Annotated in this window: 14 protein-coding genes; 1 reads left to right on the forward strand and 13 read right to left on the reverse strand. The window is 63.6% G+C overall.

From position 1 onward, the window contains the following. Positions 1–114 precede the first annotated feature (114 nt). A complete protein-coding gene (locus BW991_RS06275) occupies positions 115–1,524 on the reverse strand; it encodes an MBL fold metallo-hydrolase RNA specificity domain-containing protein (protein ID WP_076601232.1) in 1,410 nt (469 codons plus the stop codon). A 144-nt stretch (positions 1,525–1,668) separates the two neighbouring features. Here BW991_RS06275 and BW991_RS06280 point away from each other — a divergent pair, with 144 nt between their 5' ends. Then, a complete protein-coding gene (locus BW991_RS06280) occupies positions 1,669–2,112 on the forward strand; it encodes a universal stress protein (RefSeq protein WP_076601233.1) in 444 nt (147 codons plus the stop codon). 63 nt (positions 2,113–2,175) lie between these two features. On the opposite strand, the gene BW991_RS06285 is transcribed toward BW991_RS06280, so the two are convergent. From BW991_RS06285 to BW991_RS06335, 12 genes are all read right to left on the reverse strand, one after another. Beyond that, positions 2,176–2,412: a hypothetical protein gene (locus tag BW991_RS06285; RefSeq protein WP_076601234.1), complete on the reverse strand. Its 237-nt coding sequence runs from the start codon at positions 2,410–2,412 to the stop codon at positions 2,176–2,178. Positions 2,413–2,432: 20 nt separating this feature from the next. After that, positions 2,433–2,945: a FixH family protein gene (locus tag BW991_RS06290; protein WP_076601235.1), complete on the reverse strand. Its 513-nt coding sequence runs from the start codon at positions 2,943–2,945 to the stop codon at positions 2,433–2,435. Between the two features lie 14 nt (positions 2,946–2,959). Then, positions 2,960–4,390 (reverse strand): cytochrome c oxidase accessory protein CcoG, encoded by a 1,431-nt coding sequence (gene ccoG / locus BW991_RS06295; protein ID WP_076601236.1) that lies wholly within the window; start codon positions 4,388–4,390, stop codon positions 2,960–2,962. A 97-nt stretch (positions 4,391–4,487) separates the two neighbouring features. Next, entirely contained in the window at positions 4,488–5,393 is a 906-nt protein-coding gene (gene ccoP / locus BW991_RS06300) for a cytochrome-c oxidase, cbb3-type subunit III (protein ID WP_076601237.1), read from the reverse strand. After that, positions 5,386–5,574, reverse strand: coding sequence for a cbb3-type cytochrome oxidase subunit 3 (locus tag BW991_RS06305; protein ID WP_076601238.1), 189 nt, complete (start codon positions 5,572–5,574; stop codon positions 5,386–5,388). The genes ccoP and BW991_RS06305 overlap by 8 nt, the downstream gene beginning before the upstream one ends. A gap of 17 nt (positions 5,575–5,591) precedes the next feature. After that, positions 5,592–6,224 carry a cytochrome-c oxidase, cbb3-type subunit II gene (ccoO, locus tag BW991_RS06310; RefSeq protein WP_076601239.1) on the reverse strand — a complete coding sequence of 211 codons (633 nt, stop codon included), beginning with the start codon at positions 6,222–6,224 and terminating at the stop codon, positions 5,592–5,594. A gap of 15 nt (positions 6,225–6,239) precedes the next feature. Then, positions 6,240–7,664 carry a cytochrome-c oxidase, cbb3-type subunit I gene (gene ccoN / locus BW991_RS06315; RefSeq protein ID WP_076601240.1) on the reverse strand — a complete coding sequence of 475 codons (1,425 nt, stop codon included), beginning with the start codon at positions 7,662–7,664 and terminating at the stop codon, positions 6,240–6,242. Positions 7,665–7,755: 91 nt separating this feature from the next. Then, positions 7,756–8,007: a hypothetical protein gene (locus tag BW991_RS23650; RefSeq protein ID WP_139335903.1), complete on the reverse strand. Its 252-nt coding sequence runs from the start codon at positions 8,005–8,007 to the stop codon at positions 7,756–7,758. Positions 8,008–8,053: 46 nt separating this feature from the next. Beyond that, entirely contained in the window at positions 8,054–8,257 is a 204-nt protein-coding gene (gene ccoS / locus BW991_RS06320; protein ID WP_076601241.1) for a cbb3-type cytochrome oxidase assembly protein CcoS, read from the reverse strand. Positions 8,258–8,263: 6 nt separating this feature from the next. Beyond that, positions 8,264–10,744, reverse strand: coding sequence for a heavy metal translocating P-type ATPase (locus BW991_RS06325; protein WP_076601367.1), 2,481 nt, complete (start codon positions 10,742–10,744; stop codon positions 8,264–8,266). A gap of 181 nt (positions 10,745–10,925) precedes the next feature. After that, on the reverse strand, positions 10,926–11,693 hold the full coding sequence (locus BW991_RS06330) for a 3-hydroxyacyl-CoA dehydrogenase (protein ID WP_076601242.1): 768 nt from the start codon (positions 11,691–11,693) through the stop codon (positions 10,926–10,928). 94 nt (positions 11,694–11,787) lie between these two features. Beyond that, entirely contained in the window at positions 11,788–12,408 is a 621-nt protein-coding gene (locus BW991_RS06335; RefSeq protein ID WP_425290205.1) for a CoA pyrophosphatase, read from the reverse strand. Positions 12,409–12,415: the final 7 nt, after the last annotated feature.

A 12,415-nucleotide genomic window follows, 5' to 3' on the forward strand; every position in this document is an offset into this window, starting at 1 on the left:
TGTCGTGGATCTCTCGCAGCGCCCGACGGACGGACCGAGGGGAATCGCCCGCACCGTGCTTCCTGTTTGTCGTTCCATTCTTCATAGTCGACGCTCCTGCGCTCGCGATGACGCTCAGGTCAGACTATAGCAGCGCCTTGCAAGCGGGACCGTGACATGCGGCCAGCCCAGCCGCTCATCGATCGCATCGGCAAGCGCGGATGCGGCTTCCTGCTCACCATGCACGACAAACGTGTGTCGCGGCGGTCGCACGAAATTCGACAGCCATGCCAGCAGGGCCGGCTGGTCGGCATGGGCGGACAGGCCGCCTATCGTGTGGATCGCCGCCCGCACCGGCACCCGCTCGCCGAACAGCGTGACCGCACGGGCCCCATCGACCAGGCGGCGGCCCAGCGTACCGGCCGCCTGGAATCCGCAGATCACGACACTGCATTCGCTGCGGTCGATGTTGTAGCGCAGATGATGCTTGATGCGGCCGGCCTCGCACATGCCGCTGGCCGAGATGATCACCAGTCCCGAGCGCTCGTTGTTCAGAGCCTTCGACTCCTCCACATCCTGTACGAACCTCACGCGCATGCGCTCGCCGTGGGCACGAATCCATGCCAGCAACTCGCGCGTTTCGTCGTCCCACAGTTCGTCGTAGCGCAGCGTAAGCTCCGTTACCGATGACGCCATGGGCGAATCGACGACGACATCGAGCGCATCCAACTTGCCCTGACGCACGAGGTTTGCGAGCACGAACAGCATTTCCTGGGTGCGGCCGACAGCGAATGCGGGAATGATGACGTTTCCCTTCCTGCGCTCGAGCGTGTCGTGCAGGACGGCGAGCAGTTCCTTCTCGGTTTCGGCCATCGCACGGTGAGCGCGATTGCCGTAGGTCGACTCGACGACGAGGAAGTCCGCCTCCGGCACCCGAGTGGGGTCGCGGAGTACCGGCCTGGCCGGCTGCCCGAGGTCGCCGCTGAACACCACCTTGCGCCCGACGCCCCCCGACTCGATGTCGAGTTCGATCACCGCCGATCCGAGGATGTGCCCGGCGTCATGGAAACGGCAGCGGACGCCCGGGTGTGGATTCAGTTCTTCGCCGTACGACACCTTGCGCAGGCTGCCCAAACTCGCGCGCGCCTGGTTGACGGTATACAGCGGACCCGCCTCGTAGCCGCGCCGCAGATTCCTCTGGCGCTTGCCGCGGTTGATCCACTCCGCCTCCTTTTCCATGATGTGCGCCGAATCGAGCAACATCACGCCCAGCAGGTCCACGGTCGCCGCCGTGGCATAGATCTTTCCCCTGTAGCCGAGCGACACCAGCCGCGGGATAAGACCCGAGTGATCGAGATGGGCGTGCGTCAGGAGCACGAAGTCGATTCCGCGCAGATCGAAATCGAGCGCCTGCAGGTTCTTCCGGTCCGCATCCCGCCCGCCCTGGAACAGGCCGCAGTCGACGAGAAACGTGCCGCCATCGTAGTGCAGACGCGCACAAGAGCCGGTAACTTCCCCGGCAGCGCCGAAAAATGTCAGTTCCATGCTGCCTCCCACATGACATTGACTGACCGGCGCGAGGGCGACGAAGCTTGACGGGAGTCAACAGCCCGACAGCGTTATCGTCGCTTTCGCACAAGCGGGCTCGCTATAATCGACCTGTCCTTGCAAAACATTGGGAGATGCACGATGTTCAAGCACATACTGGTTCCCACCGACGGATCTCCGCTGTCCGAGAGCACCGTCGCCCGTGCCGTGTCCTTCGCGAAGGACGCCGGTGCGCGCATCACGTTCTTCTACGCGCAGCCCGACTTCCCCATGCCGATTTACGGGGAAGGTGCGCTGATCGATCCCACCACGCCGGAACAATTCGGCAAGGCTGCCGCCGACGAAGCTAAACGCATCCTCGACGCGGCGAAGAGCGCCGCGGACGAAGCGGGTGTCGCATCCGACACCGACACCATCGTCAACGAGGTTCCCTATGAAGCAGTCATTGACGCGGCGCAGCGCCACGGCTGCGACCTGATCTTCATGGCGTCGCACGGGCGCCGCGGGATTGCCGGCCTGCTCCTGGGCAGCGAGACGCAGAAGGTTCTCACCCACAGCAAGATCCCCGTACTCGTTTACCGCTGAGCAGCGGCCGATTGGTTGCTCCATGCGCATCGGGCAGCGGGGAACCGCTGCCCGATGCCGATATTACGCCTTCCGGTTGATCTCTGCGGCGCTGCGCTGAAAGAACAGCGTCAGCAAGCTGGACGCTGCACCCACCAGCCAGAAACCGAAGAAGCCGATCGAGTAGGTGGCCGTGAGTGAGTAATGCACTGGCTCGCCGAAGAGATATAGCTCCTGCGGATCGATCAACGTGAAAAAGACGGCCTCGGCAAGTCCGGCCACCAGAAACGACGGCCACAAAACCTGTACCCATTTCAGCATTGCATCCCCCAGCGTGGCTATCAGGACTTGGCGGGAACGATACGGATCACGGAATCGGCGGGAACGTTCGCCGACCCGTTCATGCGCCAGCTGCGCGATTCGTCCTCTACCTGCAGCAGCCACCGTCCGGCTGACAATGGCGCAAGCGGTGCCGCGAACACACCGTCACGACGTTTGAGCACCACCACCTGATCCATTCCTCCGCGTGTCGGATGGGAAATCGTCAGCACGACCGTCGGCGGCAGCGGCGCGCTGGCTGCGGACGAAAGATCGAGCGTCACCTCCTCGGCGCGCAGCCTGACGTCAGCCAGCAATCCGAGTTCCGCGGCCTTGAGCGAACGCGCGATCGTCTTTTCGATCGCCTTTCCTTCCTGGTAATAGTCGTCCACCACCAGACCGTCCCAGGTACTCACGGCGAGCCACAGGGTAACCATCCCCGCGACGACGGATATGGCAGGAATGGCGATCAGGAACCAGGGCCAGCCCTGCCGATACCAGGGTTCCAGTGTCTTGTGCATGTTTGCACTGCGCATGCGTGTGCTCCTGATTAGCGCGGAAGAAGGAAAGTCGTGCGTTCGCGGACCGCGGCGCCGGGGTCACCCGGAACACCGATCTCGAAAACGATCTCGTGGCTGCCGGGCGTCGCCGCCTCGGGCGGAACCTGGACCTGCACGGTCACCGATTCGGTCATCGCCGGCTGAATCTCGAACTGCTGCGGCCCTTCCAGCCGGATTCCCGCGAGACCGGACACGCGTACGACGACCGGACGCGTGACTTCCTGCATGTTCATGATGCGCAGCTGGTAGACGTTCTCGATCAGCCCGCCTGCGACCTCGCGCGCCAGCGTTGCGCGATCGCGGATCACGTCCACGCGCAAATCGGACCGAGTTGCCAGACTCCACACCGTCGCCAGCAGGATCAGGACAAGAACGCCGCCGTAGATCAACGTGCGGGGACGCAGGACGTGCCGCACGATTTCGCGCCGGCCCCAGTGACGGCGTACCGCGTTCTCGGTCGAATAACGGATCAGCCCACGGGGATAACCCATCTTGTCCATCACCTGATCGCAACCATCGATGCAGGCGCCGCAGCCGATGCACTCGTACTGGAGCCCCTCGCGGATGTCGATACCGGTGGGGCACACCTGCACACAGATGCCGCAGTCGATGCAGTCCCCCACTCCGACGCTGCGTGGCTCCACGCCCTTGCGACGGCTTCCGCGCGGCTCGCCGCGCTCCTCGTCATAGGTCACGACAAGCGTGTCCGGGTCGAACATGACGCTCTGGAAACGCGCATAGGGGCACATGTACTTGCACACCTGCTCGCGCATCACGCCGGCGAACAGGTACGTGAAGCCGCCGTAGAACAGGATCCAGAAAATTTCCCACGGCCCGAAGGCGAAAGTCCTGGCGGACTGCAGCAGTTCATCGACCGGCGTGAAATAGGCGACGAGCGTGAAACCGGTCCACAGGGAGAACAGCCCCCAGGCCGAAAACTTGGCCGCGCGCAGACCGAACTTCCGCGCGTCCATCGGAGCGGCCTCGAGCTTGCGGCGCTTGTTGTGGTCGCCCTCGATCTTCTCCTCGATCCACATGAAAATTTCAGTGTAGACCGTTTGCGGGCAGGCATATCCGCACCACAGGCGACCGGCGATCGCGGTGAAGAAGAACAGGGCGTAGGCGGAGATGATGAGCAGGATCGCCAGATAGAACACGTCCTGCGGCCAGAAGACCCAGCCGAAGATGTAGAACTTGCGTTCGGTAAGGTGAAACAGGACCGCCTGGCGGTCGTTCCAGGTCAGCCATGGCAGGCCGTAATAGATGATCTGGGTCAGCCAGACGAGGGCCCAACGCCAGTTTGCAAAGACGCCCTTCACCGACCGGACATGAATTTTCTGCCTGGCCGCATACAGATCGTCGCCTTGCTCTTCCCGAAGCTGCGATTTCGGGACCACGCGCACCCGTACCGGATCGCTCATTATCGCTATATCCGTATCTTCTGATTTACTGGTAATAATTTTCCCCGGGGCGAACCCCGGGGACAAAACAGCAATGCAGCTAATTCAGGATTTCGACTTACTTGGCGGCCGGTTGGTTCGAGAGGCCATACACATACGACGCCAGCAGATGGACCTTGGCCTCGCCGAGGAACTCGCCGAATCCGGGCATGCGGTTGGTACGACCGTTCTGCACCGTTTCCGTCATGACGGCTTCGCTCGAACTGTACAACCAGTCCCCGTCGGTCAGGTTCGGAGCGCCCATCGCCTGGGTTCCCTTCGCCTCGGGGCCGTGGCAGGCGACGCAGTTCTGCTGGAACAGCTCCGCCCCGCGCTGGGCGCGCAGCGAATCATGGGCGAGACCCGACAGCGAACGGACGTAGTTCACGACATCCTTGACCCCCTCAGGCCCCAAAACGGGCCCGAACGGCGGCATCATGCCCATGCGCCCGCCGGTGATCGTGGTCTTGATCGTCTCGGCCTCACCGCCCCAGTTCCACGCCTTGTCGGTCAGGTTCGGGAAGCCCTTCGCTCCGCGCGCATCCGCACCGTGGCATTGTGCGCAATAGGTCACGAACAGCCGCTTGCCGGCGCCGCGTGCTTCCTCGTCGGCCGCGACCGCAGCCACGTCCATGCCCTGATACTTGGCGAAGATCGGAGCGTAACGCTCTTCGGCCTGGCGCATCTCGGTCTCGTACTGACCGACGGCACTCCAGCCCAGCACACCCTTCGTATTGCCGAAACCCGGGTACATTGCCAGATACGCCACGGCAAAGATCAGCGTGATCCAGAAGAGGTACAACCACCAGCGCGGCAGCGGGTTGTTGTACTCGGCGAGGTTTTCGTCCCACACGTGACCGTGGAGCTCTACCGGGCCGGTTTCCCGCTTGTTGTTCGACATGAGCACGAACAAACAGAACAGCAGGCTCAGGCCCACCAGGCCCATCACGTACGAGTTCCAGAAGCCGCTAATAAAGTCAGCCATTTTTATCCTTCCTTGCGGTGCCGCCCCCCGGGAGGGCCGGCGCATCGTCATCGGTGAAGGGAAGTCGCGCCGCCTCCTCGAAGCCTGCCCGTGCGCTCCTGCTGTATGCCCATACGCAGATGGCGAGAAAACAGGTGAGACCGAGCACGGTCACGAGGGACCGGAGATCGTTGATATCCACGGCGCTTCTCCTTTTCCTTACTTGAAGTTCGACAAAGCGGTGCCCAGCCCCTGAAGGTAGGCAACGACGGCGTCCATTTCCGACTTGCCTTCGAGCACGGCCCGTGCACCGGCGATTTCATCGGCGGTATAGGGGTGCCCCAGCGTCTGCAGCGCGCGCATCTTGTCCTCGATGTCGTCGGCCTTGACCGGACGCTGCAGCCACGGGAACGCGGGCATGTTCGATTCCGGCACGACATCGCGCGGGTTAACCAGATGCACGCGGTGCCATTCGTCCGAATAACGGCCACCGACACGCGCGAGGTCCGGACCGGTACGCTTCGAACCCCACTGGAACGGACGATCGTAGATGTACTCCCCGGCGACCGAATAATGGCCGTAACGCTCGGTTTCCGCACGGAAGGGGCGGATCATCTGCGAGTGACAGTTGTAGCAGCCTTCGCGCACGTAGATGTCGCGTCCGACCAGCCGCAGAGGATCATACGGCTTGACGTTGAGCGGCTTGCCGGTGCGGTCGATCGCGGTCGTCGTGGTCTTCTGGAAGAACAGCGGAACGATCTCGACGAGACCGCCGACACTGACCGTGAGAAGGGTCAGCACGATCAGCCAGCCGACGCTGCGCTCGATGAATTCGTGTTTCGATTGAGCCATGTCCTGTCTCTCCGATTAAGCGTGGGCGGCAGCAGGAGCGACCACGGGCGCCTCGTACGCCTTCTCGCCCGCCATCGTCTTGACCATGTTGTAGAACATGATGAGCATGCCGGTGAGGAACATCACACCGCCCGCCAGGCGGATCGCCCAGAACGGATAGCTCGCCTTCACGCTTTCGACAAAGGAATAGGTCAGCGTGCCGTCCGGGTTCGTGGCGCGCCACATCAGACCCTGCATCACACCGGCGATCCACATCGACGCGATGTACAGCACGATGCCGATCGTCGCGATCCAGAAGTGGGTGTTGATCAGCCCGACCGAGTACATCTGGGTCTTGCCGTACATGCGCGGGATCAGGTAGTACATCGAACCGATCGAGATCATCGCGACCCACCCGAGCGCGCCCGAATGCACGTGTCCGACCGTCCAGTCGGTGTAGTGCGACAGGGCATTGACCGTCTTGATCGACATCATCGGACCTTCGAAGGTCGACATGCCGTAGAAGGACAGCGCGGTGATCAGGAACTTCAGGATCGGATCGGTACGCAGCTTGTGCCACGCGCCCGAGAGCGTCATCACGCCGTTGATCATGCCGCCCCACGACGGCGCCAGCAGGATCAGCGAGAAGATCATGCCCACCGACTGGGTCCAGTCGGGCAGCGCCGTGTAGTGCAGGTGGTGCGGACCTGCCCACATGTAAGTGAAGATCAGCGCCCAGAAGTGCACCACCGACAGGCGATAGGAATACACCGGACGCTCGGCCTGCTTCGGCACGAAGTAGTACATCATGCCGAGAAAGCCCGCGGTCAGGAAGAAGCCCACCGCATTGTGGCCATACCACCACTGGATCATCGCGTCCTGAACGCCGGCATAGGCGGAGTAGGACTTCGTCAGGCTGACCGGCATCGCGGCGCTATTGACGATGTGGAGCAGCGCGACCGTGAGGATGAAGCCGCCGAAAAACCAGTTCGCAACGTAGATGTGGCTGGTCTTGCGCTTCGCGATCGTACCGAAGAACACGATTGCGTAGGACACCCACACGACGGCGATCAGGATATCGATCGGCCACTCGAGCTCGGCGTACTCCTTACCGGAGGTGAAGCCCAGCGGCAGGGAAATCGCCGCCAGCACGATCACCAGTTGCCAGCCCCAGAACGTGAAGGTCGCCAGCTTTGGCGCGAACAGCGGCGTATGACACGTACGCTGCACGACGAAATACGAGGTCGCAAACAGCGCACAGCCGCCGAAGGCGAAGATCACCGCGTTCGTGTGGAGCGGACGCAACCTGCCGAAATGCAGCCACTCGCCCAGATTGAGCTCCGGCCAGACAAGTTGCGCCGCAACGATGACCCCCACCAGCATGCCCACCACTCCCCACACCACGGTCATGATGGAGAACTGGCGGACGACGTTGTAGTTATAAGTCGCCTGCGATTGCATGGAACTCCCCTTGAGATGAAGAAAACCTCCGCACCAGTCCGGGAGAGCATGTGCAACGGCTCGCCACGGACTCGTGACAACGGCCGACATTCTATTGCACTGCAGTAGTGGGTGAAAATACCCAATTACAAAAAAAACCTGTTGCCAGCATGGTTTTAATTACTGCATCATAGCCCGTGCTTTCGGGCAAAAAAAAAGGGTGCGCATCAAGCGCACCCCCAACCCCAACAGAGAGACAAAAATTCCTTACCAGATTGGCGCGATCGAATCGCGACGCACCAATCTCGAAAACCGTAAGAAAAGTATGCCAATCCTCGTTCTCCGGGGCGTTGACGTAGGTCAACAAACCCCTCGGGGGGATTGGAGGGGGCATTCCCCTGCCGCCGGAATCACTGTTTCCCGATCTGCGAGGGCGAGTCATCGGACTGTTCCGGCTTCGTGCCTTCGGGCTGATCACGGTCGTCCATGAGCATGCGATAGGCGGGTCCTTCCATGTCATCGTACTGACCCGAGCGCAGCGACCACCAGAAGATTGCGCCGATCACGAACACCAGCACGACCGAGAGCGGCACGAGGATGTAAAGACTTTCCATGAATTTTCAGTTTATCCGGCGATGGTCCTGCAGGCGAAGGGCGTTTAGCACGACGAGCAGCGAACTTCCTGCCATGCCAATCCCGGCCATCCAGGGCGTGACCAGCCCCGCCATCGCGAGCGGGACCGACGTGAAGTTGTAGGCGAAGGACCACCACAGGTTCTGCCGGATGACCGTCAGGGTGCGCCGGGCGAGATCCACGCCACGCCCCAGCCCCGCCAGGTTCTCGCTCAGCAGCACGATGTCACCCTGATTGCGAGCAAGCTCTGTCCCTCCCCCCATCGCCACCGAAACATGGACCTGGGCGAGGACCGGCGCATCATTTACGCCGTCACCGACCATGGCCACGACCGCTGACGGATCGGCCTGCAACCCGGCAATGAAGTCGCGCTTGCCCTGCGGCGTCATTCCGCCATGCGCTTCATTCAGCCCCAACCGGGCCGCGATCGAAGCCGCGACGGACTGCGTGTCGCCGCTCAGCACGGTCGTGCGGATGCCCTCGGCCGCCAGCTTCGCGCTCAGCTGACCGGCCTCCGGCCGGGCAACGTCGGCCAGGCGGAAAAGCCCCAGGCAGCGCCCCCGCCCACCGAGGGCGACGACGGAGCCGCCGCGCCCCGACAGCTCGTCGACGCTTGACGGCAAGTCGCAGCCGAGATGCGCCGCGACGAAGTCCGGGCGTCCCAGCCAGTAGGATTCCCCATCCACCGTACCCGTAACCCCCTGCCCCGTTTCCGACGCGAGATTCCGGGCCGCGGGGAGATCCGCATCATCGTTCGAGCGGCGCAGGGCGCGGGCGACCGGGTGCTCGGACGATTGCTCGAGGGCGCCTGCGATCGCCCGCAACTGCCCGACATCGAGATCGGCAAGCGGCAGCGTTTCCTCGAGCGTCAAGTGACCCAGTGTGAGGGTGCCGGTCTTGTCGAAGACGAAATGGTTCGCGTTCGCCAGCGTCTCGATCGCGTGACCGCGGGTCACGAGCACGCCCATCCGCGCCAGCGCGTCGGTCGCGACCGTGAGCGCGACCGGCGTCGCGAGCGACAGTGCGCACGGACATGCCACCACCAGCACCGACACGAACACCCACAGGGCCCGCGACGGATCCACGAAATACCACACGACGCCCGTGACGCTCGCCAGAACCAGCAACACGACGATGAATACGACGGCGACCTTGTCGGACTGCCGGGCGATCGCCGGCTTCTCGCTCGCGGCACGCTCCATCAGCCGCTGAATCGCCGCGAGCCGGGTCGAATCGCCCGTCTGCTCCACCCGGATCGCAAGCGGGCTGGAGATGTTGATGCTCCCGCCCGTCACCTCGCTGCCGACCGACTTGGGCACCGGCAGGCTCTCCCCGGTGAGCAGGGCCTCGTTGGCTTCGCTCTGCCCGTCGATCACGACACCGTCGGCCGGAACGACCTCGCCCGGCCGTATGCGCAGGACGTCGCCCGCAACGAGCTGCGAGACGGGAATCCGTTCGCCGGTCAGGGACGGCCAGCCCGGAAGCCGTTCGGCGAAAGCCGGCAGGACCTTGCCGAGCTCCTCCACACCGCGCACGGCCTTCTGTCGCGCGATCATTTCGAGGTAGCGCCCGCAGAGCAAGAAGAAGACGAACATCGTCACCGAGTCGAAATACACTTCGCCCCGCGCCGTCAGTGTTGCCCACACGCTTGCGACGAATGCGCTGCCCACCCCCAGCGCAACCGGCACGTCCATGCCCAGCCGGCGCAGCTTGACGTCACGTAGTGCCCGCCGGAAGAACGGCGCCGCGGAATACACGACGACCGGCAGCGTCAGCACGAGGCTTGCCCAGCGCATCAGCAGTTCGATGTCGGGCGTCAGGTCGCCCTCCCCGGCGACATATGCCGGGAAGGCGTACATCATCACCTGCATCATGCCGAAGCCGGCAACGAACAGCCGCCACAGCATCGAGCGACGTTCGCGCTTCGCAATCTGCTCGGAACGCTCCGCGTCGTAGGGATAGGCGCGGTAACCGATGGCCTGGATGGCCGCGAGGATGTCCGACAGCCGCGTGCGGCGCTCGTCCCAGCGCACCCGCGCGCGCCGCGTGGCGTAATTGATATCGACCAGCGACACGCCCGGCTGGCGCGAGACATGCTGCTCATTCAGCCAGACGCAGGCTGCACAGGTGATCCCCTCGAGGATCAGCGAGGCCTCCCGCTCGTGTTCTCCGACGGGTTCGACGAAGCTCTTCTGGAAGTCCGGGTGGTCGAACAGTCCAAGCTCCTGCAGTTCCGCCGGCAGGGCCTCCTTTTGCGGCTCCGGCATCGCGTCGCGGTGCCGGTAATAATCAGTGAGCCCGTTGTCGACGATGGAGCGCGCGACTGCCTCGCAGCCCACGCAGCACATCCGCCGCTCGACGCCGTCGATCGCAACGTAGTGGCTGGTCTGCGGCGGAACGGGCAGGCCGCAGTGGTAGCACTCGGCGGCAGGAGATGAAGCGGAAACGGCAGTTTCGGACGAAGTCATCGGAACGTGCGGAAAGAAGCCGGACAGGCGGCCGCTGCAGCGCAGCATGAAACGGGGAGGAACTCACTTTTAGCACACTTCCCCGATCCCCACCAACGCCCCATCCGGAGGCCCGGAAAAACGCAGGGGGCGGCCACCCTCGGCACGCCCCCTGCTTGGACCGGCAATCCGGAACGCCGACTTACTTGGCGGTCATCCGGATCGCCCCGTCCAGACGGATCGTCTCGCCGTTCAGGTAGGAGTTTTCCACGATGTGGCGAACGAGCGCCGCGTACTCCGACGGCCTCCCCATGCGCGAAGGGAACGGCACCGTCTTGCCGAGGGAATCCTGCACTTCCTGCGGCATGCCCATCAGCATCGGCGTCTCCATGATGCCCGGCGCGATCGTCATGACCCGGATGCCGAAGCGGGCGAGCTCGCGCGCGACCGGCAGTGTCAGCCCGACAACGCCGGCCTTCGACGCCGCATAGGCGGCCTGGCCGATCTGGCCATCGTAGGCGGCAACCGAGGCGGTGCTGACGATCACGCCACGTTCGCCCTCTTCGTTCGGGGCCTCCTTGCTCATCACGTCCGCTGCCAGCCGCATCATGTTGAAGCTGCCGATCAGGTTGACGTTGATGGTGCGGGCAAAGGACTCGAGACGGTGCGGAGCGTCGCGGCCCACGATCTTTTCCGCCGGAGCGATGCCAGCGCAGTTGACGAGCCCGTGCAGCCCGCCGAATTCGGACACTGCGCGCGCGATCGCTGCCCGGGCGCTCTCCTCGCTCGTCACATCGGTGTGTGCGAACGCAACCGTCGCGCCGAGCTCCTGCGCGAGCGCCTCTCCGCCCTCGCGGTTCACATCGGCAAGCACCACCCTGCCGCCCGCCGCCGCGAGCATGCGCGCCGTTGCCGCTCCAAGACCGGAGCCGCCCCCGGTCACCACGAATACGCTGTTTTCGATCTTCATGCCGAACTCCTCTCCATCGCCGTCCACATGCGGCGACACGGAGGCGCAAAATAATTGCAGTTGACGTCAACGTCAACTGTGGCCACCGGTCGCACTACCTCCCTTCGCCCAGGAATCTGTACAGGGAAACGAGGATTCCCGCGGTCGCCCCCCAGATGAAGTACTCGCCGTAGGGCATCGCATAGTACTCGCGCATCCTTCCCTGGTACTCCGCCCTGTGCTTCTGGTGCCTGCCCGGATCGAGAAAGTGTGACAAGGGCACCTCGAAGGCCTCGGCGACCTCGAAACTGTCGAGCGTCAGATCGAACGGCGGGTGCACCAGTCCGACCACCGGCGTGATGCGAAAACCGGTGCCGGTCCGATATTCCGGCAGTTCGCCGAGCAACTCGATGCGATCGGGATCGAGTCCGATCTCCTCTTCCGTCTCACGCAGGGCCGTCATCACTGCCGAAACGTCGGTCTCTTCCACCCTTCCGCCGGGGAAGCTGATCTGCCCGGGATGATGATGCAGATGATCCGTGCGGCGCGTCAGCAGCACGGTCAGCGCCTGTTCGCGTGCGACGACCGGCACCAGCACCGCTGCCGGCCGCAGATTCCGCCCCGACAGGCTGCCGTCGTCGTGCACGGGTTCGACCGTACGGGGGTCCGTGAACTGCCGCCGCAACCATTCGGCATCGCGGAGTGCGCCCGAGCGCGCGCCTTCCTTCTCTGTCACGCCCACC

This window comes from Aromatoleum tolulyticum (assembly GCF_900156155.1).
Taxonomy (GTDB): domain Bacteria; phylum Pseudomonadota; class Gammaproteobacteria; order Burkholderiales; family Rhodocyclaceae; genus Aromatoleum; species Aromatoleum tolulyticum.